The organism is Rubripirellula amarantea, assembly GCF_007859865.1.
Lineage (GTDB): Bacteria > Planctomycetota > Planctomycetia > Pirellulales > Pirellulaceae > Rubripirellula > Rubripirellula amarantea.
This window is the reverse complement of sequence record NZ_SJPI01000001.1, coordinates 3050047-3073816: the sequence shown is the minus strand read 5'-3', so window position 1 is coordinate 3073816 and position 23770 is coordinate 3050047. Positions and strand designations below refer to the sequence as shown.

The 23770-nt window shown below is 53.1% G+C and carries 13 protein-coding genes and 1 tRNA gene; 6 read left to right on the top strand and 8 right to left on the bottom strand.

Annotation, left to right across the window (positions count from 1 at the left end):
- Nucleotides 1–197 precede the first annotated feature (197 nt).
- Nucleotides 198–1562 (top strand): leucine-rich repeat domain-containing protein, encoded by a 1365-nt coding sequence (locus tag Pla22_RS11285; protein WP_146514701.1) that lies wholly within the window; start codon nt 198–200, stop codon nt 1560–1562.
- Between the two features lie 56 nt (nt 1563–1618).
- Here Pla22_RS11285 and Pla22_RS11280 read toward each other — a convergent pair whose 3' ends face one another.
- The 4 genes from Pla22_RS11280 to Pla22_RS25205 all read right to left on the bottom strand — a co-directional run bounded on the left by Pla22_RS11280 (nt 1619) and on the right by Pla22_RS25205 (nt 5994).
- Nucleotides 1619–2545: an ABC transporter ATP-binding protein gene (locus tag Pla22_RS11280; RefSeq protein WP_146515381.1), complete on the bottom strand. Its 927-nt coding sequence runs from the start codon at nt 2543–2545 to the stop codon at nt 1619–1621.
- Nucleotides 2546–2619: 74 nt separating this feature from the next.
- Nucleotides 2620–5004 carry a hypothetical protein gene (locus tag Pla22_RS11275; RefSeq protein WP_146514700.1) on the bottom strand — a complete coding sequence of 795 codons (2385 nt, stop codon included), beginning with the start codon at nt 5002–5004 and terminating at the stop codon, nt 2620–2622.
- A gap of 128 nt (nt 5005–5132) precedes the next feature.
- Entirely contained in the window at nt 5133–5459 is a 327-nt protein-coding gene (locus Pla22_RS11270) for a DUF6793 family protein (RefSeq protein ID WP_146514699.1), read from the bottom strand.
- A 367-nt stretch (nt 5460–5826) separates the two neighbouring features.
- The gene (locus Pla22_RS25205) at nt 5827–5994 is read right to left on the bottom strand and encodes a hypothetical protein (protein ID WP_165440604.1); all 168 of its coding nucleotides are present in this window, start codon (nt 5992–5994) and stop codon (nt 5827–5829) included.
- 309 nt (nt 5995–6303) lie between these two features.
- On the opposite strand from Pla22_RS25205, the gene Pla22_RS11265 reads away from it, so the two are divergent.
- A tRNA-Asp gene (locus Pla22_RS11265) sits at nt 6304–6377 on the top strand.
- Between the two features lie 95 nt (nt 6378–6472).
- Here the strand turns inward: Pla22_RS11265 and Pla22_RS25940 are convergent.
- Both Pla22_RS25940 and Pla22_RS11255 read right to left on the bottom strand, forming a co-directional pair.
- Nucleotides 6473–6634 carry a hypothetical protein gene (locus Pla22_RS25940; protein ID WP_390620262.1) on the bottom strand — a complete coding sequence of 54 codons (162 nt, stop codon included), beginning with the start codon at nt 6632–6634 and terminating at the stop codon, nt 6473–6475.
- Between the two features lie 763 nt (nt 6635–7397).
- A complete protein-coding gene (locus Pla22_RS11255) occupies nt 7398–8474 on the bottom strand; it encodes a hypothetical protein (RefSeq protein WP_146514698.1) in 1077 nt (358 codons plus the stop codon).
- Nucleotides 8475–8938: 464 nt separating this feature from the next.
- On the opposite strand from Pla22_RS11255, the gene Pla22_RS11250 reads away from it, so the two are divergent.
- Nucleotides 8939–9721 (top strand): N-acyl amino acid synthase FeeM domain-containing protein, encoded by a 783-nt coding sequence (locus Pla22_RS11250; protein ID WP_242631941.1) that lies wholly within the window; start codon nt 8939–8941, stop codon nt 9719–9721.
- Between the two features lie 69 nt (nt 9722–9790).
- On the opposite strand, the gene Pla22_RS11245 is transcribed toward Pla22_RS11250, so the two are convergent.
- Together Pla22_RS11245 and Pla22_RS11240 are read right to left on the bottom strand one after the other, a co-directional pair.
- Nucleotides 9791–13993, bottom strand: coding sequence for an SdrD B-like domain-containing protein (locus Pla22_RS11245; protein WP_165440603.1), 4203 nt, complete (start codon nt 13991–13993; stop codon nt 9791–9793).
- A 201-nt stretch (nt 13994–14194) separates the two neighbouring features.
- Nucleotides 14195–14911, bottom strand: a complete 717-nt coding sequence (locus tag Pla22_RS11240; RefSeq protein WP_146514696.1) for a hypothetical protein — start codon at nt 14909–14911, stop codon at nt 14195–14197.
- Between the two features lie 711 nt (nt 14912–15622).
- Here Pla22_RS11240 and Pla22_RS11235 point away from each other — a divergent pair.
- The 3 genes from Pla22_RS11235 to Pla22_RS11225 are packed head-to-tail and all read left to right on the top strand — an operon-like array spanning nt 15623 to nt 23743.
- Nucleotides 15623–16546, top strand: a complete 924-nt coding sequence (locus Pla22_RS11235) for an exosortase/archaeosortase family protein (RefSeq protein WP_242631940.1) — start codon at nt 15623–15625, stop codon at nt 16544–16546.
- A 51-nt stretch (nt 16547–16597) separates the two neighbouring features.
- Entirely contained in the window at nt 16598–18925 is a 2328-nt protein-coding gene (locus Pla22_RS11230) for a polysaccharide biosynthesis tyrosine autokinase (protein WP_146514694.1), read from the top strand.
- A gap of 33 nt (nt 18926–18958) precedes the next feature.
- Entirely contained in the window at nt 18959–23743 is a 4785-nt protein-coding gene (locus Pla22_RS11225) for a UDP-N-acetylglucosamine--peptide N-acetylglucosaminyltransferase SPINDLY family protein (protein WP_146514693.1), read from the top strand.
- The last annotated feature ends 27 nt before the right edge of the window (nt 23744–23770 follow it).

The window sequence follows — 23770 nt, the reverse complement described above, 5'->3', positions numbered from 1 at the left end:
GCAAATGGACGCTTGAGATTGTAATCTAGATGCAGGCCGTTTTGGCGGAATGACCGCCCCTTCCACCTTAGCAATGGATGCCTCAAGCGACAATCAATCCGATTGACGCCTTGGGCGCTAGCAAAGGACCAGTAGAATACTGTTCAAATCAAGCCTGCCTCCCCTATTCTTCCTGCCCCTAAACCTGCTGCTTTCACATGACTTTATCCCCTCGTCGTCGACTCCACGTCACGTCACACAACGCAATTCTTACCCTCATCTCGAGCCTGCTTTTCATCGCTCCCCTTAGCGCCATCACGGGCTGCAAGTCAGAAACGCAAAAAAAACCAGCCCCAGAATCAACGGCTGATGTCGCCGTGGAGCCAAAGCCAGCACCCCCTGTCGAACCCGATGATGCCGAAGCGGTCGCCGCCTTGGACACGGCCGGGTTCTTGCTGACCAAGAATGCTGCGGGAAATGTGATCAAAGTGGGCGGTCTACTCAGCGAAGAAAACCCCGAATTGCTGGCCAACTTGGCCAAGCTTCCCAGCGTCACCGAACTTCAACTTTCCGGTCCCGGACTAACCGATAACGGTATCGAAGTCCTTAGCAAATTGACCAATCTCAAACGCGTTGACCTCTCAAATTCATCCATCGGGGACGGTGCACTTCAAGCGATTAAGGATCTCAAGACGCTGGAAGTATTCTTCGCTCGTCGAACGGGGGTGAGTGACGAAGGACTCGACAATCTTTCCGGACTTACACGACTTCGAGCCGTTGACCTTCGCAACACCAATATCTCAAACGCTGGCATGCCCGCGCTGGCGAAGCTTCCTCGACTTGCCGACCTGCAACTTGAAAAGTCAAAGGTCAGTGATGACGGCGTCATTGCAATTTCTACACTGCCGCTTAAGTCGCTCAACGTCAACTATTGCACCGCGATCACCGACGAGGGACTCAAAGCCCTCGGAAAAACCACCACGCTACAGTCTTTGCAAATGGACTATTCCAAAATCAAAGACGAAGGTATGGCTGCGGTCAAAAATCTGAAAGACCTCAAGCGACTTCGCATTCGCGGGACCGACGTCACTGGCAAAGGCCTGCAAAACATTGCTGAACTCAAGAAGATCAATCGACTTGAACTGCGAGCGTCCTCATTCGATGACGAAGGCATGGACATCATCGTCGGTCTTCCCGAACTGACTTTCTTTGACATCAGCGAATGCAAACTTGTTTCCGCCGAGTCGCTCGCTCAAATTGGCAAACTCACGAAACTAACCGTCTTGGGTCTGTGGGAAACCAAAGTCAACGACGAGGCCTTCGCCAACTATGACAAGTTAACCGAAGTGACCGAATTGAACTTGGAATCCACTTCGCTGACTGATGCATCGCTGCCCGTCATTCTGAAGATGGACAAGCTGAAAACGATTAACCTGATCGGCACTCAGTTTACCGACGAAGCGTTCATGAAAATCGGCAGCATGCCGAGTCTAAAGAAAATGGTGGTCACCAACACGGGCATTAGCTACGACACGCTCGACGAACTGTTCGAACTTCGAGAAGACTTAGAAGTTGTCGAGTAGGACCACAGCGAGTGGACGGTTCGCGTGGCCGGTTCACGCCGGCTATGCGTACTTCGTTAGGTTACTAAACCCTTTGTAACCGTCATGAAGACATCTTCGAGCGTGGGGTCGCGATCGTTAAACGACTTCATTCGCACCCCTGCTCGAACCAACTCTTCAAGCAACTCGGCTAGCCCTTCGTCGCCAGTCTCTAATTCCGCGATCACGCCCGTTGGTTCATGCTCAAGACTTCTTAGGTGCGGATTGCTGCGCAGGATCGACATGCCAGCTTCTTCGCCAGAAACGAACTGGATTTGCACGATTCGGTTACGACGAATCTGCTTGTAAACGCTGTCGATGGGTCCGTGCATCAGTAGCTGACCTCGCTCGATGATCCCAATCGATGTGCAACAATCAGCCAGCTCGGTAAGAATGTGGCTGCTAATCAAGATCGTCTTGCCCATTTTTCGAAGCTCTTTTAAAAGCGCCTTCACTTCCACGCGAGCCCGAGGGTCTAGACCGCTGGCCGGTTCATCAAGAATCAAAATTGGCGGATCATGAACAAGGGTTTTCGCCAAACACAATCGTTGCTTCATGCCTCGCGACAATCCGTTCACGAAGTCGTTGCGTTTGTGAGTTAGGTCCAAGAGCTCCAGCACGTTGTCGATAATCTGCTTTCGCTCGGTACGTCCGATGCGATAGGCGACGGCAAAGAAGTCTAAGAATTCCCAGACACGCATTCCGTCATAGACGCCGAAATTGTCGGGCATATAGCCAATCGCTTGGCGAACGCCGACGGGGTCTCCCATCACGTCGCATCCCGCGACCACACCACCACCGCGTGATGCGCGAAGCAGTGTCGCCAAGAAGCGAATCGTGGTGCTTTTACCCGCACCGTTGGGACCGATGAAGCCAAACGTTTCACCCGCCTCGATCGTTAGATCGATACTTTCCACGGCTGTGAAGTCACCGTAGTCTTTGCCGAAACCGGTCAAACTGATCATGGACATATAGCGGTCGCGAAGAAAAGGAAAATGGAATTAGCCAAGGCAGTCTGTTGTCGGACACCCGGTGGCGTTTATTCGGAGGTCACGTCACTTGGTTCTTCAAGTAGCGTGTTTACGATTCGAAAGTCCGTGACAAAGTTCTCATCGGGTTCTTGCTCGAAACCGTTGGCGTGCTTCAGGTGCGCAACCACGATGGTTTGCGATGATTGCTGGTTGGCTCCCGGTGAGATTTCGATTCCGCCAAGGCGCTCACTTGCACGCCCGACCATTCGCATCGTTCCCATGGTCATTGTTTCTTCGGAAGCAAACTGGCGGATAATCTTGCTCGTCTGCATCGGAAGTTCTGAATCAACGTTTAACGAGTCGGTGTCTCGAAATCGTAGAGTCTTTGCTTGGCTAGGCGAACAACCTCCCACCACTGCCACGCGCACGTCACCGGTAACGTCTTTTTCAACCACAAAGACGTCCAACAAGTCCAGGCTAGAGTCGTTCACGAATTTGTCGTCTTTGACAAACACGCCACCGCCGACATCGATCATCTGTTCCGTCCTTAACAACCGAACTTGATTCGACCCGACCGCCATACCTGACAAACTCGGCCCTTCGTTGTACGAAGTCCTGAACGTGGCATCATCACCAGATCGCTCGCCATCGAGTACACGATCGGCACTCATGGGCATCGCAGCGCCGTCAACCGTCTTGAAGTCGATATCGTAGCTACTCGAAAGCGAGTTATAGATCGCGATGACACGCGACAGATGCCCGCGAGGATAGTCAGGTTGCAATTCAAGCACCGCCAGTTCGGTTTGGCTGCGAGCAAACCCGATGTCCAATCTCGCCGCACGCGCGACCCAGATTGCACCCCCAATCGCAATTACCGGCACGGCAAGCCACGCGTATTCAAGACGTCCCATCAAACGGAAGATGAGGTAATTCACGGGAACGAGCAGAATCAGGTAGATCCCCAGTGACTTGATTACCAGATCCGATTTTGGAATTTCGATGCCCGACTCGCTACGCAGAACGTCACGGCACAAGTTGATCACGTCGCTGCTGTCGTTCCATCCGCCGATCCCGGAACCCGCTCGTGTCACAAAGGACTCCGTTGGAATTACCTGGCTGGCGATATTCGCGTTAGATGACACACCACGCGAGGGCCGTGCTTGTCGCAGTGAAGCATCACGTGAAAATAGCCGCAATTGAGTATTCATCTCGGCATCGGCGTCGAGCCTACCGAGCGACGGGTAGCGTTGTCGGACTACCCCATCGCTTTCCGCTTGGAAGTAAGCACGACGCGGACGTTCGATTAGAACGGCGTTCACAAATGAGTCGTACGATTGCCAATTCGCAATCCAATCGCTTGTCACATCAAAGCGTGGCTGAACCACGACACCACGTCCAACTTTTCGGCGCATTATTAGGTTGCCCGTTTCGGGAACCACCCCAGCATCCTCGGCCACTCTTCCATCGACGGCGACGCGAGCAGATTGTCCCTGCATGATCGCAATCTGTTTTTGCGTGGATGGATCTGTTTTGACCTGCCAGTTGCTAAGCACTTCCGCTGCCGCCGTTGGGTCCAGTTCTATGTTGCCGGTTGGAACCAAGGGAAGCGAGTCTCGTAGCGACGTATTGGCGACTGCATCCGTTGCGTCAGCCCCGTTAACGATCAGGCGTCCGCCGAAGTGAAGCCAATCACGCAGCGCGGTTAATTGATCCGGCGTCAGTGATTCGGCGGGTAAGTCATCCCAAAACACGACCGCGGTGCTGGTCCAATCGAGCATCGTTTCCGCAAGCGGCAAGACATCGTTGGTGTCGGGAATGATAATTCGATAGTTTGCCGTCTCGGCTTGCTGATCAAACTCGCCACGATAAGGTCGCGCCCAATCACTGTCTTTAAACTTCGAGAATCGCTCAGGCCGTGATGTCAAAATCACAAAGAAGTACTCTTCGGGCCGCATCATCACGAATGGTTGCCGACCGCCTTCATAGAACGTCCCTTGACCAGCCGAAACGAAACGACTGCTCAAGTAACAACGTTTCTGATCAACCGACGTTGGCAGCGGAGGCAACAAGCGATAATCGAAACGACGCCGCTGTCCCTTGGGCATTACGACCGGACGCTGATTGGGAACCGTCGTGTCCAAGGTCGTGTCGCTTCCCGATCGCATCGAGACACCACTAAGGCCCACACGACTTACCAAGTCACCACGAGTATCGAACTTGTTGGCCTGAAGTGTTTGCGAGGCCGTCGTCCAGTGGCCAGGCTTAATCGCGTTGGTTCCTAATGATGCGTCAGCGGGAAAAGGCAGAGGCGGTCGAGATGAAAAGTCCTCCTTTGCCGCTTCCTTCTTTTTCTGTTCTTCATCGAGTTGCGATTGTGGGTCGCGTCGACATCCCTCGCAGCCCACGATGAGAGGCAGACACAGCACCACTAGAAGAAAAGATATTCGCGGCATGAAAAATCGGAGGAGTGGTTTCGACAAAAAGGAAACTGCCAATACGTCTCAGCATATAGATTTCCAGCAGACTGAAACTCCAACCGTCGTCAGCCTGTTGCCTGTTTGCTGAAACCTGAAACCTACTCTTACCAACCTAGAACCATGTTGGATTCGATGGCCTTTCTGGCGTTCTCGAGGTCGCTGCCCGTTTCCATTCGGTACAAACGGATCGCGTTGACCTTGTCGCCGGCTGACCGGTTCAGACATTCGCGAGCGACCGCGCAAGGGTCGATCGTTTTTGTGGACAATCCAAGAACGCCTTTGCTGATAACCCAGGTATCACGGGGGCGTTTGGTCAGTCGTAAGACATCGTCTTGCGGATAAGCGTCCGCGACGACTTCTCGAGCCGACTCTTCGTTGTCGGCCCAAGTGATGATGATGTGCGATTCAGTTTCAATTTCGTAAAGCGGCATCGCAGGAATCCTCTTGGTAGATTATCGAAATCGGCGGGTCGCCCATGGGGAACCACCGGGATTCACCTAGCTTACCAAGAAAGGCAATGGTTTTGTCGTCAACACCCGGTTGGATACTCGAAGAAAGATAGCCAATGACTGAGGCGGAATTTCGCCGCGGCGGATCAGTCCAGTGTTTGTGGCGCCAATATTTCAGCCTGCCCAGGGTTCAGTCTGCATGGGTTCAGACGCTAACGGGTCAGCCTTCGGAATCGCCGCTATCTGAACCTCTGCTATTTTGGCCCAGCTAGTTGACTCAGACGCAAATGGGTCCAAGCGCAATCAGGCCCAGCTAAAAGCTGCGGACCCCAATCCTAGTTGTTCAACCCTAGCGATTGATACCAGTGCCCTTCAAACAAAGGAAACCAAACACCACGGCGCACGCGGAAACGATGCCCCACTGCCAAGTGTTCAAATTGGCAAGGTATCGTACTAATTCACCCCAAGCGTCAGACAACCATAAGGTCAACGAAAAAGCGAGGATATCGATAGTCATGGTGAACCCCTCGGGCCGAGGCTAGCGTCAAAGTGGGAGTGGGAATTTGGAATCCTCGCCAGTACGTTCAGGCGATAAATTCCTAACGAAACGTAGGTCTGCCACGGAGCCAGAGGGGCTAAGTTTGGCTAAAAGTGGGCTGGGTCAGCCCGCTGATACTTGCAGATTCCGCCCAATCGTTACCACCGGTCCTCACAAGTTCACAGATCAGCGCGCATTTGTTGCTAGCTCCACTTGCGAGCGGCAAGTCGGTCGATATAATCCCTGCTCCAGCAACGAGAAATCTGGTTCAGATCATCTCGTTTGCAGGGCGCGGTAGCTCAATTGGTTAGAGCCCCGGACTGTCGATCCGGAGGTTGCGGGTTCGAGTCCCGTCCGCGTCGCTTTATCTTGCAACGACTTACCTCAAACGGAGTCGTCTCCCCTTTGGGGGTACATGTCCACAGGCATGTCCATCACCGCAAGAATGCCGGTCGAGTTAACTGAACTCGTAGCTGCGTGGCCCAAGCTTCCCGATGCCACTTAAAAAGGCGATTCTCGCCGTGTTCGAAGCGGCTTGGTTCGCCGATGGAGTGAAACCCATGCTCGTGTCGAGGCACTGTCCGTTACGAACCGCCGCCATGCTCACTCCGTTGTCCAGTGAGCCAGATTGACGCGGCCGATGGTAGCCGACGGATCAACTAAGCCGACGTAGTTCCTGCATCAGTTCGGCGCAGGACAAGCCGCGAAACCCATAGCGTTAAACACCTGTCGCTTCGAATCGACGTGGGGTCGAAAGCAACGTTATCAAACGCGGCATGATGCAATGAAACGCCGTCTCGAAACAAAGAATCTGCGGCAAGTCGCGATCGTAATTGCGGTTCAAGTTAATGCTTTTGCATAGCGAAGCTCAAGCTGGCACAGAGTCTCGAAGATGTTGTCAGCGCTGAATTGTCCCCGACCCAATCGCCCCGCCCAAAGAGGGGTTAACTAACTACGGTAGGCTCGGCTGAAACAAAACACTCAACTGTGATCCGCATGACCACGCCGCGTACAATCTTCACAACCCCGGAAAACGCACAATGTGAGGATAAAAAGACGACAGCAAGCCAAACCCAACTCAATTCCCCAAAACCCGTTTGGTCGAATCGTCTTGACGGTGTATTAAGAAGGTAAGATAGGACAACGCTCCCTCTAGATTGTCGGAAAGGCTTTCTCGTGCTGACGTATACGCTCACGATTCTCGTCATTTGCATCGCATCTGCGATCGCCGTCATGGTGATCAGCAAGCGAGCGCCAGTGATTGAATCCTGTGACTGCGAAACGATCTCTGGAAATCGGCAGTGCAAAATGGAAGCAGAAGGCCGTCCCTGTGTCCGTGGCGCGGACATTGAGAGTAGCGAAACAGAACCGCTGGCTTCGCATCAGAACCAGTCGAGATAGATCTCACTTAGCATTCCAAACCATACGAACGCTGCGGAAAGCAATATCACGACGAGGCTGATGATCAGCAAGGTTATCTTTTTCCACGATCGCGATCGATGAATCAGCCGATCTGTCAAAGCCGACGAAAGCTTGCGTGAGAGATCAGTTCTTTCGGTACCAAACGGCTGGTTTCCTGCATCGGTTCGGCGCAACGAAGTCGAAGTGGTCGACGCGCCCTCATCCTCGCTGTTCGGGGATGGCTCACTCGCTTCGATATCGTTGCGAGACATATTTCGCTTTACGATAGGCAGCCTTGTTTCGTTGCCTACGTCGACCGGGTCGGAAAGCTTGATCGTTATGTCCAACATTCGTGCGACGGAGTCCGCGTTGTCCAACAGTTGAATGCGTTGAGACGGCAACTGATCACCGACGCTTAAGTCGATAATCCAAATCTTCGAGTCCTGCGCAACAGCGGCGAAGTGACATCGATGAAGTCCTTGGCCGCGCACACGAAGAGTGCTGGGATGTCGATCACCGATGATGGTGACAGAACGACGAAAGCGCTTTCTCACCACCTTCTTATTCAAGCAAGCCAATTCAGCAGTCAACACCTCCGTGCGTGTCGAATCCGCAGGTGCTGGATCATCATCCGCGAACTCAGTTTCAGCCGAATCCAACCGCACACTAACAAGGGCATTAACGACTTGGATTGTGTCGTTGGGTTTCAAAGCTCCCCATCGCGAATAGGCAATCGCCGAAGTCGGCCAAACCTCAATGCGATCGCGCAGACAGCAAACGATGTAAGCGACCGGCGGCACCTTGCCAGCACCTTCCAAAGTAATGTCACAGTGATCCGCCGAGCCGATCAATACGTAAGGTCGATCCGGAACGATCCATGACGTTACACCGTTAATGACCACCTTCACTCGATAGCCGCTTGACTCCCAGAGTGTCGGTTGAGAATGCATGGCTGACCTGGCTTCATTGGCGCCGCTCGTCACGAGTTCACTTCGAATTTGATTTCCAAACATCACCGAATCATTCATTGCCAAAGTACCGCTGCGGCACGCAAACATTGGATGGCAAAAATGCGTTCGCCTCCTCCCTTTAGGCATCATAACAGGACCAGGCATCCAAGTTGTGAGAATCCTAACGACGATCGCGAGAACGGCAATCGAAGGTCAACCTGATGCAATTTCAATCAAAATTGAGTGCGAGAGCCTACCGAAACCCAACGGTGTTCTTGGGGGATAGCGATCGCAGTCAAAGCGAATCAAGTTGCGATCGAGAACACGAACGCAAGCCTACAACCGTTATGACCTACCGACGCGCCCTTACCGCCGGCCCGATGATCCGCACAACTGGTTCACCCCCAATGAACCTTTCATATTTCGGGGCGGGTTTCCCCCCTGACCGCGGCTCTCGAATCGTTCCCGCCCTACGTTCTCAGTAGCGGCGATGCTTTACGGGGAAGGCAAGCGGCTGAAGTGCTGGCCAAGGGCTGACCAGACTAAGCATCTCATCTTTGAAAGTCTCCTCCATGACTAACGCGCTCAGCAACGCGTCAGATGATCTCTATCGTAGCGCCAACATTCAACGTCAAACGTTTTGTCTTGCGCGATCTCCTGAGGAGTTGTGCCAAGCGTTTCGGCTAGTCTTCCAGTCTTACTTGCAGGCTGGGTTGGCCATTGAAAAGCCGAGCGGCATGCGACTGACTCCGCACCATCTGTTGCCCACTTCGGAAGTGTTGTTGGCCAAAGTGGGCAATACGGTCACGACAACCCTTTCCATGTTCGGCGATGGATACCTTGGTTTGCCAATGGATTCTATGTATTCCGTGGAAACCAGACGCCTGCGTGACGAAGGTTTGAGGCTTGCTGAAATTGGTTGCTTGGCGGATCGCAGAGATTCCCAAATCCGTTTTCTAAAAACGTTTGCGCAACTTGGACGTTTGTTAGCGCAGGTCGCTAGGTCGCGTGAAACCGATGGGTTCGTTGTCGCCACTCATCCCAAGCACGCTCGTCTTTACAAACGCATTTTGGGTTTTCGACAAATTGGTGATCTTTCGGATTGCCCGTACGCCAACGGAAACCCCGCGGTCGCCTTAGTCTTAAAATTTGAAGAGCATGAAGGGACACCGTTGCACGACTTGTACTTTGGCGACCCGATCCCGCAGGATGAACTTGCCCCGTACCGCTGGGAACCAGACACGAGAAAATTCTTCAAACAAATACTGGACCGAGACAACAAGATCTCGTCGCTCAGCGGAATTCAAGGCTACTACAACTGGGCTGTTTTGACTAACACTCTGACCCCGTCGTAGTCGCGACTTGTGGTAATACCGCGTCGATGACGATCTCTTGTTAGCGGTCACACGTTGTGCGGATCAAGGTTACACATTGTCCAAATCGATTTGACTGTCATTGGTAATGACAATCTTGTCTAGCTTAGTACCGTCCTCGCGAACCTTGATTCGCAAAGTATGGTCGCCAGATTCAAGTTGGAAGCTCACGGCGTTCTGTGCTGCGCCATCGGTAACGGTCTGCCACTGCCAAGCGTCGCCGGTGACATCCAAATGCCACTCAACCCATGATCCATCGTCGATCGAAATCCAAAACGAATTGTCGTTGCTATTAAGCGCGCTGACTAAGGCGTGCATTTGATACTCACCCGATGAATCAACGGAGAAGTTGTAGCTCAACTCGTCGCTGCGAGGGATATCTCGATAGTGCGATCCTGTTCCGTTTTCAGCGATTAGGAACTCGTTTCCATCATCGTCTACTTCAACCTGCCAATCGCCTCGCTTGGAATCAAAGTCCGTTGCGTCGATGACGACGGTGCTTGTCGATAGCTTGCTGACCATGAACTTGTCCAACTTCGTTCCGTCTTCACGAACGCGGACTTCCATGGAGTGCTGACCAGGTTGCAGTTGGAAACTCGTCATATCCTTGTTCCAACCATCGGTAACGGACTGCCATTGGAAACTGCTTCCTGTAACATCCATGTGCCACTGCACCCAAGGCTGGTTGTCGACCTTCACCCAGACAGAGTCATTGGTCGAATCCGAAGCCCGAACAAGGCCAGAGATTTCGTAGTTGCCAGCTTCGCTGACCGTAAAGCTGTACTTCACACCGGAGTGTGATGACGGCGAGTTGTACTGAGAACCACAGCCGTTGGGCGCCATGATGTACTCGCCACCCGATGCGCTACTGGACGAATAGACTTTCCACGGATCGTTGATCCAGTCATAGTCTTCGGCTTCAAACATCAGGTCAACGACCGATGCGTAAAGCCCCGCATCAACCGTATGGTTCACTTCATGGGCGTCCAATTGGATCAGAGAAGTCTTTCCTGTACTCGGATCGGCATCGCTACCGTGGTCGGCATGATCGCCGCGTCCCTGGGGCGAAAAGGTGAAGTCGTCAGGCGATTGAAACTCGACATAATAGTTGCCCGCCTCAAGTCCACTGAATCCGTAGGCCCCGCCACCACTTGATACCGTGGTTTGCAGTACCTGACCGGCCTCGTTAAGCAGGTTCACAGTGACTCCGTCGATTCCGACTTCATCGTCGTCCTGTTTTCCGTCGCGATCAGTGTCGTTCCACACGAAATTTCCAATCCGCGCCGTCGGCTGTTCCACCGGGTTTACATAGTGACTAGCGTCGGCATCGGACACTGCCCCCGCTTCCACGGTCGCGGTGTTCTTAAAGATTCCGGGTGTCACGTTTTGGAACTTGACTTTTCGAATCTTAAATCGGTCTTCCGGTGATTGATCCACGGTGGACGCTGCAAGAACGAGAATGTTTCCCGCCACTTCACTGCCGTTGATGTTGGCCCAACGTGATGAGGAACTCGATGTGTCATTGACCTCGTTAAGCTCTAGATTCGAAAGGAAGGAGTCGCTTAGCGAATTGTGATTGGCGTAAGCATTGGGGACCGTTCCAATCCATACCGATAAGTCGCTGTCCGTGACCACGCTGTCCAAGAACGCCTGATCGACGACGACGTCCTCTGAAAACTCAAACAGAACAAAGTTGTCTCGGCCAACGTTGTCGACGCGATGGGTGCCGTTGCCTCCGTTGCCCTCCGATGAATCGGTGACCCCTAGTCCGCCGGAGAATATCCCCAGAAACGCGGTACGCCAGTTGCCAGAGTCATCTCTGCTAAATGCGCTCGCCTTGGCGGAAACACCGTCGACTTCGAAGTGACGGATGTTGCCATCACTTCCGTCGCTTCCACTGTTGCCGTTAAAGTAAAACGTACTTGTGCCGCCGGTCTCGGTTAATGATTGCGCCGTCCCCGAAGCGGTGTATTCCCAGACCTCCCCAGGAGAAAGGATCAAATCGCTATTCACATCGGACAGTGAAACGAACTCAGGAATGTAGTCGTCCGATTCGTCATCAGGTGTGCCATTGTCATCGACGACATCAACATCAGAAAAAGCAAACGAAGTCGAACCTGTGTTGGTCACTTGAAAAGTCCAACTCACCGGACTGCCTGCTGGAATCTGAGCGGCTTGTTCCGGCTCATCAGCATCATGACCATTGGTCAACTTTTCGATTTCGATCCCAGGCAGACCATTAACGACATAGTTCGCAGGGTCATCATCAAATACATCATCGCCAATCACATCGCCGTTCTCGTTGACCGGCGTCCCCACGACGTCTCCGATATTGGTGAACTGCCCCACTTCAGTCGCAACAATTGTCGCGGTGTAGATCCACTCTTCGCCGGGATCTAGCTGGTTGTCGTGATCGACGTCACCCTGATTGAACGACGTTCCGCTCACATCAACCAATACCGGTTGCGGGTCAAAGTCATCGGCCGTGTTGCCTGGCGTTGCATTGTCATCGGTAACTAAGACCGGTGAAAGCGATACATCGCCAGGATTGGTAACGTGGTAGGAAAACTCAATGGTTTCGTCGTACTCAAAGCTTACCCCAGGTGCATCGTTTGCATCGAACCACTCTTTCGTTTCGCTAAAGCTGGTGTACTTCATCGCAGCGATAGCACCGCTACTGACAAAGTGTACTTCCATGGATGTCACGTCCGTGGCGTCGATGGCAACGCGTTGGAAACTGTTGTTGCCGACAGCAGGAATGCTAACCGTTTGAGTTCCGGAAGTTGTCGTTAAGGTCACGACCGAACCTCCGGATTCATTGCTGTCGATATCAAGAAGGTCCAAATAATTGACTGTCGCGGGCGAGTCGAAGTCAAAGGTGAAGGTACCGCCCTGTGCTTCGTCGTCCGGATCATACGAGTGACCGTCTTCGGAGATAATCAGGATGTTTCCTAACGCCTGATCGTTGGGACCGCCCCCGCTTGGTTTGCCGCCGCTTCCCGACCCTGGACCTCCAAAGGCAGAATTAGGTGACCCTAGATCAAAGTCTCCGCCCGTCGGGTTGGAACTGTCAAAGACCATCGCTCGATTTCCCGCTCCCGGCGTTCTCGCGTTCACTGCGCTAATCACGACCCCTGGATACTGCGTTGAAACGATGTCTCCCGAGGACAACGAATCGAAATCAAGGACCGTCATTTCGTTCGTGGTAATGATCTTATCAACGTACTTGGTGATAGCGATCGCTGGATTGATGCTGGTAATGACCCCTGCATCCCATGTCAAATCACTCTCACCTGCGATCAAGCTTGTCACTTCGGTAAGACCAGTCGTGCTATCCGCATTACTATCAATACCGTCATCTGTTCCGATCCCCGTCGCAGTGAATTCAAATCCTGCAGGGATGGTCGCTGGATTGAACTGCACGAAGTAATCGCCAGCAGCCAAATCTTCAAAGAGATAGTAGCCAGCCAAACTTCCCGAATTCTGGGTCAACTGCGTCGCGATCGGCGCTCCATCGTCGCCGCCCGGCTCCGCGATCCTATCGCCATCGACGTCGACGAACAGACTGACTTCGACGCCATTGATTCCGGTATCTCCATCGTCTTGGATGCCGTTGCCGTTGCTGTCGAGCCAAACGAAGTTGCCTAGCTCGGCGAGTGGTTCCGGCGCCGGATCGATGGGACCAAGGGTCGCTTTGTTTCCGCCGCTGAAATCAACATTGAAGTCGTTGTTAAAGGTAGAGTTTTCACTGTTGATTCGCAGACCAATATCGCGACCAGCAAAATAGGCCGGGAATTGTCCACCATCACTTAGCGTGCCACTTTGGGCGAGTGCACCGCTTGTGATGACAATACGAAAATCATAGGTGTCGCTCGTTGAGAGGGATCCACCATCAAGAAATCCAAATTCAACAACGTTGCCTGTCAACAGATCGCCAGAAACATCGGCGGTGCCATCAAAGTCAATGTCGATGGAGCCCGTCAACGCAAAGGGATGCGGCCCACTGCCGACTAAGTCGCCAGACTCGTCAACCTCCGCCTGCAAACTAAAGCTGCTCGGCATGTCTACGAGAGGCGAAAAACCAAACAGCGTCGTCGAAAAGGTTTGTGGAACCGCGGTTGCTTCGAACTGATTCGTGCTCGAATCGTAGGAAAGTGTTCCGTTGGAAAAAACGGTCGGCAGTTCGGGGCTAATTCCCAGCAGAGCCAACAGGCGACGATCTTCCAAAGGTTCCATCCGAATTCGACGTCGCACATCAGATCTGCTTCTGAGTCGATTGTTGGACAGGGATTGCTTGGAACGAGGACGGCGGCGTGCGCGTGAAAACATGGAGCACCTCTACGCATTTCAACGAAGTGACCAAGGCACATGCGTTGAAATGGTGTTTGTCAAAGGAAGGAACGAGGGAAGGGAAGCTCGGCATACTTTGACGAAGCAAAGCTGCACCTAGCTGAATCAAAAAGCAGCGGTCGTCGTGCTGACGCGCTTGCGTCGTTTCTGCGAACAACACGCGGCAAATGCAATCGCTGACCAAATGGCAAGCGACGCGGGCTCGGGCACAGGCTTGCCGACGTCAGCGCTACCTGCGCCAAACCCATTTACCGTGTAAGCGAAACTGTTAAAGCTACTTCCCGTGTCTACTTTGATAAGAATCTCTGGCTCGAAGAGATTACTCAGAGCTCCGCCAGTAACGGTCGCCACGAAATCGATGCGACTAAGTGTTTCAAACGCGGCGAGTCGTGCTTCGGTCAGTGTGCCTTGCAAGAGCACCACATTCGTATCGTCCGCCGTGCCCAGCGTACCGGCACTTTGATTAAAAGCGCCCGTGATCGAAAACGTATGCTGGTTTGCAGTCGCACTTCTGGCAGTCGCACTTGGTTGAACAAGACCTGCATCTTGCACCGTTGCATTGAGCATGAATAACCCACTCGCCCGCTTCGGCCCACCGCCACCCGTACCGAGATAGATTGTTTGCCCTGCATCCGAAGGATCGGTCGTCATTTTTATTGAGCCTGCAGCACCCTGCAGATACAGATCATCCGAATCCGCGTTGTACATCCCAGCCAGCCCACCTACCGCAATGTCGGGAACCATCACACCCGCATGCGCAACGCTGCTCGATGCCAAAAGCAAACAAAGCAGATAACAAGAAAGAGCGGAAAGTCGATTCACAAAATCACCCAATGAATTGGCGTCGTCTGATCAGTCTGAACCAGAGTGGACAAGTGTCACACCCCCAGATGGTAGTGGGTCAAATGCCCAAATCAAGACCCAAATTTGCCTAATCACCTCCATTAGAGCTAATTCGCCAGACCAACACCCAAACACCTACCTGGGGGCCAGCTCGGACTGTATGTTTCTTAAGCGATGAACATCCCTCCGCTGGACGACTAACCCGCGATTTCTCGCATCCCAAAAGGGGCTGTACAAATTACAAGTGGTCCGATCGCGTCGCTTTGCCACTAAGTGTTCACTTGTTTGCTCGAACTTGTGTTCACGACATGTGTACATAACACGCCCATAACGTTCATTTTGGTATCTCGCAGCGCTGCGTCTCAAAGTTTTATTCTGAATGCCTACATTCTGATATCACCCGTACTTTGCAGGGTTTCCCGATGCAGACACCCCCCCTGTCTACGAGAATCTGAGATCTATTCGCTTGACGTTCGAGAATGCCAGGAATATCGTCAACGCAACTGAGAGGGAAAGGCTATTCGCAAACCCGCAAGCCGGACTACCCTTTCCTCTCCCCTACCGCGCTATGCAATATCCACCAGAGGGGGATTGATGGCCAAGCGAAATTTGCGACCGAAAAGACAATCAGGCCGAAAAGATTTGGGCACTACTGATGAGGGAAAACACGAGTCTATTGAGCAGATTTACGTGTCTCAATTGAGTGCGGTTGTCCAAAACTATTGGGCGGTCTTCATAGGACTAGCGCTGATCGTGTTGTACGCCTACTGGCCAACCTTCGTGTGGGCTGAAGATGCGTGGCGCAACGAACCAGACTATTCGCATGGATATCTCATCCTTCCTTTGGCTGCGATGCTTTGCTGGGTTCGTGCCGATTCCTTTCCCGGGATCCGCTCGATGCCAAGCTGGTCAGGCGTTTGGCTGATCGTCCTCGCCATCGTCATGCGATTTTCAAGTCGCTTGATCTATGCAGACTTTCTTGATGGTTGGTCGCTCTTTCCTTTGCTTGCCGGATGCGTTTGGATTCTGTTCGGATTCAAGGCGATGCGATGGAGCCTGCCATCACTCGCGTTCCTGCTGTTAATGATTCCTATGCCTTACCAAGCGGAATCCTTGTTGAGTTGGAAACTGCAAGGCGTTGCAACAAGTTTAAGCACCACCTTCCTAAGAGTCCTTGGTCAGCCGGCGGTATCGGAAGGCCACGTGATCTGGGTCAATGACCAGCGATTACTTATCGAACAAGCGTGTTCGGGACTTCGGATCTTTATGGGAATCGGGGCGCTAGCATTTTTCTGGGCTGCGACCGTCAATCGACAACGAGGGTGGATCGACCGAATCATTCTTATCTCGTTGATCATTCCCCTGGCCGTGTTTGTCAACGCGGTGCGAATCACGTGCGTGGGTTTGCTGTATCAATCTTTCACCGATCCCGCGACGCAGACCAGCATTCATGACTGGTCCGGCTACCTGATGATCCCCTTTGCATTTGGATTGCTTTGGCTCGCCAAGACCTACTGGCAGAACCTCTATCAACCGGTCGAACCGATGACCGCGAAAGACGTTCTTAATGCTTCTCACGAACTCCAACACTTTGCTTCGGGCAGTACTTCTTGATGGATCATTCGCGATCTCATCAACCACCAGTCCTAGTTCTTTAAACACTCAATGAACACTAATTACATCTCGTCGGAACGCGCGACTGAAACATCGTATCGTCCATCGGCACGTCCGGAGAATCAGTTCGACCCGTGGATTCTATGGGTGACGTTCCGACAGTGCTGGCCGTGGGCCGTGCCATGCGGTGCCATCTTGTCCGCCATCACGGCTTTCGTAGTACTTCAGAATTTCACCCCTACTTACCGTGCGAGTCATTTGCTCGAAGCGAACGATGATTTCGTGGTTTTCAAAGGAGTGATGCCAACGGTAGACGATCTAGCGAACACGGAAAAGTCACTGTTCTTTAACCCCATTGTGATTGATCCTGTTCTGGCGGATCCCGAAATTCGCCGAGCGCCGAGCCTAGCCGATCCCGACACCGCAGAAGTCAACCTTCGCAAGAACCTTACCGTGGGAAATGGCGGCACCCGAGCACGTCTAGTCGTAAGTTACGAAGACTCGGATCGAGAAGCCGCTGCAATGGTCTGCAACGCGGTGGTCGATTCCTATCTTCGCCAACGAGATGCGTTCGACAACGCACGAATGACGAACTTGGAAATGTGGTTAGAACCAGAGATTCAGCGTTGGGAACAACAGGTTGAAGAACGCCAGCTAAAGGTGACACGACTGAGCGAACAAACGCTCGGATTCGCCCCCGGCCAACGTCTCGATGTGATCGAGGACCAAAGCAGCCTTTCGTTGATGACTCACCTGCGATCTCAGATTGCAGATCTAAGTGTTCAACTGGCCATCGATGACGCCCAAATTGCGATGCAAGATGATTCGGAACCGTTGCCTAGTCTTGTCGCGTCGACACCTTTTGTCCCTCCAGCGATCAGCATCCAAAAGCAAGTCCCCACCGAAAGTCAGATCGCACAGTTCGTTGCAAACGATGCCGAAGTCCGCGAAGCCGAAATGGTTTATCGCAAGTACCAAGGCATGGTGTTAGAAATGGAAATAAGCGACCTCGTTCGCGTTCGTCGTGACTACTACCTTGAAATAAAGGCGAAACGAGATTCCCTAGAATATTCTCTCGAGGCGAAAAAAAGCAAAGCGGAAAAGCTTGCCATCGCAGTTCTTACTAAACGTGCTGAAGAGGATTATCAACGGCAAATGGCGGAGGCGGAAGCAAAGCTGACTGCAATGAAACAACTGCACGAAGTTGAGCTGGACGCCGCCAGAAGTCACGATTCGTTGAAACGCAACCACCAAGACAACATGAATACCGCTCTCAAAAAGAGGGATCGTGCCGCGTTGGTCGCGAAGCTTGGAATCTTGCAGAAGCAGTACGACGAAGAACGCGACCGCATGGAGCAATTCGGCGGTGCAACGGCAGCGCTTCAATTTGCCCAAGAAGAGCTATCCGTCGCAACAGACGTCTTGCGAAAACTGCGAGATCGAACTGCAGCGATTCAGACTGAACGCCGGCAAGATGGCGCGGTTCGAACATTGGCTTCCGCGACGCCTCCCAAGAATCCGACTGAAACGATCCCGGTCAAGCAGTTAGGACTGGCATCGACGGTAGCATTCGTTGCTCCGTTCCTGCTGGGCTTGTTACTCGAATTACGAATTCAACGAGTGACCGATGGCAACGCGGTGCAAAAGCATTTCGGCATGGCCCCCGTTGTTGGCGAAATTGCAAGGCTACCCGCCGGGACTCACGGCGGTAGAGCGAGACGAGTATTTGAAGAGAGCGTCGATACCCTTCGCTCTAATCTGTTTCATTCGCTTGCGACGAAGAACATTCGCTCTATCGCGGTCGCAAGCAGCATGACGAGCGAAGGCAAAAGCAGCGTCGCGTCCCAGTTGGCCATTTCGATTGCCAAGGCAACTGGCGAGACGGTTCTGCTGGTCGATGCGGACTTGCGTTGCCCCGATCAACATTCTTTGTTCGGTCTTGATATTGGTCCGGGACTCGCCGGTGTCCTCTCTGGGGAAGTCGAGTTCGAACAAGCGATTGACTCGACTCTCGGGCACTTGATTCATGTAATGCCCGCCGGCCCATTGAAAGCCAATCCGCATCGCTTAATCAATCAAGCGTCGATGAAGAAGTTCTTGGATCAAGCACTGGAAAGCTACAGCTTCGTCGTTTTCGACACCGCTCCGGTACTGGCTGCCGGCGAAACGCTCGCGGTGGTTTCCGTGGTCGAATCAACATTGGTGTGCGTGATGCGAGATGTCAGCCGATTGGACAACGTCGGCCGTGCGATGCGTCGCATTCAAGCCTCAGGCGCATCGATCGCTGGCACGGTCTTCAGTGGCGTCACACCACGTCAGTACAGCTATCGCTATGGCGACTATCACTACTCAGCCGCCGGTTTGGCCGTTCAAGAATAAGTTGGGCTTCGGTAACAATCGTCAGAACTTAAAATGTCAAAAACTGCAAACGACCGAAAGCGTTTTGTCCTCGACAGACAACCTAGCGCTGCACAACAAGCTCAGCTATTGCTCGAAGCGAAGACAAAGCTTGCGCAGAAGGAACTACAACGTCGGCAACACTGGCAAATCAACACGAAGTTGGCAGGAATTTCGGTCGTTGCGCTCGCGATTATTTTCACCGCATCGGCAATTTCTTACTATCACCATTCCACAACGGCAGCCACGACCTTTTTAAGTCGCGCCAAAATGGCCGCTGACGTCGAAGACCACGAAGCGCAAGCGAAGTGGCTCTCACGGTATTCACTGCTGCGGCCAGACGATCTGCAAGTGGTCATCGACACGGCCATTGCTGCTGACACGGCGGCTAACTTGGCGGAACCTGAACGTTACACGATGGCGCTGCATGCGGCCCGCAAGCAGTTGGGGATCGCTATCGCTCGCATCAGTGCCAAACGGCCCGACGATGCCAAGACGTTACGTAAACTTCTGATTCAAAGGTTACTTCAAGCAGGCGGTCCATGGCTTCGCGAGGCCGAACGCCAAGTCGTCCTACTTGACGCTGACGCGGAAGATGCCGAAGCCACTAAATCGCTTGCCGTCTCGCTGATGGGGCAAGCCAAAGCAGCGGGATTTACGGAGACCAACCGACCCGAAGTCGACATCGCCGAAGGCTATTGGCGGTGGCTGGCAAGCCAACCCATTGGCGAAGTACTCGCGACCGCCGTTGACCGAAACCCCGGCGACACTGATTTGATCGCGAATCTGCTTTCGGTTTTCCCTAAGCAGTCTGATCTGTTTGACGCTGCGAATTTGGAAGAACATCAACAAAGATTGCAGGTCGCGTTGAAGACGTTGACCCAGAACCACGACAGCCGATCCAAGCTGATCTTGTTTGATTTCTATCAAAACAATGGCAAGTCGGATGAAGCTAACCAATGGTTAATTCAAAACGCGGATGTCGCACTTCAACGACTTCAATCCATCAGTGAGAGTGAAGACCAGACCGAAGATCAGCCCTTAGGTGGCAAACTACCTGATCACTACTGGGATTTCGTACTCATTCAAGAAGCGGCGCCAATCCTCGCCACCTCCGATGCGACGAAAGCGCGTCAGTGGTATCAGACCCTGATGTCGCTGCAGATCCCGTCCATTCCTGACGCAGTTCGCGAGAACGTGTTTGCCAATGCTGGGCTGCTGGCAAACGCCAGTGGTGCCCCTGATGACGCAATTGCGATTTGGGAAAGCGGTCTTGAGCAGGTCGATGCCAATAGCTTGGATCTACTCGGCTTGCTTGCCAACGCTAAGAACCAAGGAGAATCCGATCAAGAGTTCTCCGACGTCCTTGACCGTTTCCGCGACGCTCTTGAGACGTACTCTCTTCGTCTTTCACGCACGAGCGACAACGAAATATCACACGCCGCAAGAACAGCGCTGTCAGGAAAAATCCAAGTTGCGAAATGGCGTTTGCAAGTCTTGGAAGGATCTCTAGATGCGAAAAACGGACAATCCGCGGATGCGGCAGTCCACCTAGAAGCGGCCCTAAGTGCTTCGATTGTCGTCGATGCCAGGGAACGTGCCGCCGTCGCGTTGCAGTTGGCAGCGATCTACGCGGACGAAGGCATCTGGGACCAAGTCGCGTCATCATACGATCGAGCCGTCGACCTTGTCCCGAATGACCTCGAACTTAGAATCAAAGCTGCCGATGCATGGATGCAATCGGGTAACCGAATGCAAGCGATGGAGCATTGGAGAGTGCTCGGTGCTTCTGATTCACCAGCGATCCAAGCCGCGAGCATCGAGGCTCTGTTTAATTACCAATTGCGGTTGCCGCACGAGCAACGAGACTTCAGTGGTGTACGAACGGCCGTTGCACGAATCAAGCGAAGTTTTGCACCGTCACAGGAGTCGGACGATCCGAAAACGATTGCCGCCATGGCAGCCGCTAACAGCCGACTGGCCGTGGTGGAAGCCTCTTTGCCTCCTTCAGGAACGATTGCGGAAGACCATCTGCGTTCGCAAGACTTCGCAGAAAAGATTCATGAACTCGCCGTTCGCTATGAAGACGATGGAACGATCCAGGCATTCGCAGCGGAACGTCTCGCGGCTCTCGGACACGACGAACAATCAAAAGAAAGACTCGCTCAGCTTGAGAAACTCGTTGGCAAAGATGACGTGTCCTTAGTCGCAGTGCGAGCCAGAATCGAAGCCGAACGTGGCAACATTGCCGATGCGGGAAAACAGCTCCTTAATCGCGCGGAAGCGGACCCGGTCCATGCGGATGAACTGAGATTCCGTGCGTTTGAAATTGCTGCTCGCGGCCGTGACTCCAACCTGGCGTACGAAGCACTCTCTTCGATTTCCGATGCCAACAAAACACATTCGTTGTTATTTCAATTGGCAAAAACGGCCATCGCTCTGCCCCATGATTCGCAGCATTTGAAAGTCGACGGGAAAACGCTAACGCCGTCCGAACTAGCTTCCCAATGGCAACAGACACTACGCACCGAAGAAGGCGAAACGGGCTCGTACTGGAAATTCCTACGCGTCAGTGAATTGATCGTTGAACTTCGCTCGAGCAAGGGTCCCATTGAACCCACCGACCCCCGTTTAGTCGAAGCAAGGTCTCTGGTCCGTGAACTTGTTTCCTTGCGACCTCGATGGGGAGAGGCGATTTCTCTTGAAGGATGGATCGCCTCGATCGAAGGAAATGCCAAACAGGCCATCTCGAAGTTGCGTCGCGGCATCGCAGCGGGCGACCGCCGGCTGATGACTCGTCAGTGCTTGATTGAACAACTGTGTCGAGTCGGGCTTGATGCGGACGCTGAACGAGAACTGCATCTCGCTTCGATGTCGACCGATATCCCCCTTGACCAATACGCGACCACGAAAATCCAGCTTGCTCAGCGGCAAGGTGAATTCGAAAGAAGCGTAGATGTGGCGCAAGACGCCATCGATCAGCGTCCCACTGATTTCATCTGTCACGTTGTCATGTGCAAAGCCGCTTCCATTGCCGCGGTGAACACGACGGACAGTGACCAACAAGAACGTCTGATTGAAAAAGCTCGGTCGGCAATCCAAAAGGCTGCAGAGTTGGCAACCAAGCCAGAGCTTGCCGTCTTTGCCGCTCACCTAGAATTGGAACTCGCTCACGGAGACGAAGCGTCCGCTCGAGGCGTGATCGCGGACATCGACAACAGCGAGCTTGCCGAGCATGTTCAGCTCGTATTGCAAAGCCATGGCCTGACGGCACTGAAAGATTACCAAGCGGCTTTACCGCTACTACAAGCCGCAGACAAACTGAAACCGACGGCCACCACCCAGCGGGCTCTGGCGGAACTTTATCGTCTCTTGCATCGACAAGATGAGGCAGTGAACGCGTTGCGACTGGCGCAATCTCGCGATTCGAATAACACTGAAATAAGAAATGATCTTGCCCGCGCTCTGGCAGCTCGCGATGGCGAAGATGTCGATTGGAACGAACTGGAACAACTGCTTGCGAAGTCCGACAAGACTTCCGTCAGCAATCGTTATTTGCATGCTGTGCTACTGGGACTCAAAGGCAACTCTGAACAACAAACTGAAGCGTTCAAGATATTGCGGGCACTGGTTCGCGAACGAAACAGCAGCAGCGACGACGCCGCACGTTTCCTGGCAGCATTGCTGGGCAAACAGCTCAAGCAACTTGGCGATTCCGCAGACGAAAAGCAGCGTGATTCGATCACGTCCGAAATACGTTCCACTCACGAATCACTGGTGCGACGCACGCTTCCAGAAGTAGGCGACCTTTACCGATTCGCGGACTTTTTACTTGATTCTGAAAATGACGAAGACCTGCCTCGTGTAAAGAACTTGCTCGATGAATTGCAATCGACGAGGCGAGGAACGGTTGCCGCCTTGGAAATTGGCGTTCGCTACGCTCAACGCACTGGCGATCAGGCCAAGACACCAGAGATTGTTAACTCATGGGCCAACGATGCCGTTGCCAGTGAATCCATGGATGACCCCATGGTCGCTGGCATTGCAGGTTCGTCCTTGATCAAACTCGGATTCATCGAAGAAGGACTCAATTGGCACAAACAATCCTACGAAAAGGATCCGAAGCGACTGCCGCATTACGTCGTCGCACTATCCGCCGTAGGGAAAACGCACGAAAGCGTTGAAGTATGCACCGAGCACTATTTAGAGCATGAAGACCTGACGTCCGCGGTGCTGTTAGCCGAAGCCCTCATGAACAGCATGGCTGACGCGCAGACCGAACCATGCCAACAAGTGATCGAATCGGCACTGGATCGATTCAGCAACGATGCCGGCCTTATCGAAGCGGTGGCAACGCTTCGACTTCAACAAGGGAACAATCGCGAAGCTGTTCAGTACTACGAACGAGCTTTAAAGATTGACCCGCTTCGCTTGCGTTCGTTGAACAACCTCGCCATGGCACTATCGGAAATGCCCGATCGCGCTCACGAGGGAGTCAACTGGATCGACCGCGCGATCCAATTGGCCGGTGAAGCCCCCGAGCTGTTGGACACCAAAGGGGTCGTTTTGTTGAAGGCCGGCCATCCAGTCGAAGCACAGCAGGTGTTTCAACAGGCCGTCTTGGACACCAACGAACCGAGATACCAGTTCCATTTGATCGTTGCCCTGCTGCAACAAGACAAAGAACAAGAAGCCGCGAAGGCTTGGAAACGATTGGACATCGAGAAACTGGACCGATCGGGCCTGACCGTAGAAGAACGAGACCAACTCGACTTGATGGCTAAGAAGTACAGCTCGTAGCCGCATTCCCCACCTTTGATTCAACGT

Excerpts from the sequence above, each read along its gene's own strand:
- Pla22_RS11275 (WP_146514700.1), bottom strand. The coding sequence starts at position 5,004 with ATGCCGCGAATATCTTTTCTTCTAGTGGTGCTGTGTCTGCCTCTCATC.
- Pla22_RS11270 (WP_146514699.1), bottom strand. The coding sequence starts at position 5,459 with ATGCCGCTTTACGAAATTGAAACTGAATCGCACATCATCATCACTTGG.
- Pla22_RS25205 (WP_165440604.1), bottom strand. The coding sequence starts at position 5,994 with ATGACTATCGATATCCTCGCTTTTTCGTTGACCTTATGGTTGTCTGAC.
- Pla22_RS11285 (WP_146514701.1), top strand. The coding sequence starts at position 198 with ATGACTTTATCCCCTCGTCGTCGACTCCACGTCACGTCACACAACGCA.
- Pla22_RS11230 (WP_146514694.1), top strand. The coding sequence starts at position 16,598 with ATGAACACTAATTACATCTCGTCGGAACGCGCGACTGAAACATCGTAT.
- Pla22_RS11250 (WP_242631941.1), top strand. The coding sequence starts at position 8,939 with ATGACTAACGCGCTCAGCAACGCGTCAGATGATCTCTATCGTAGCGCC.
- Pla22_RS11280 (WP_146515381.1), bottom strand. The coding sequence starts at position 2,545 with ATGATCAGTTTGACCGGTTTCGGCAAAGACTACGGTGACTTCACAGCC.
- Pla22_RS11255 (WP_146514698.1), bottom strand. The coding sequence starts at position 8,474 with ATGTTTGCGTGCCGCAGCGGTACTTTGGCAATGAATGATTCGGTGATG.
- Pla22_RS11225 (WP_146514693.1), top strand. The coding sequence starts at position 18,959 with ATGTCAAAAACTGCAAACGACCGAAAGCGTTTTGTCCTCGACAGACAA.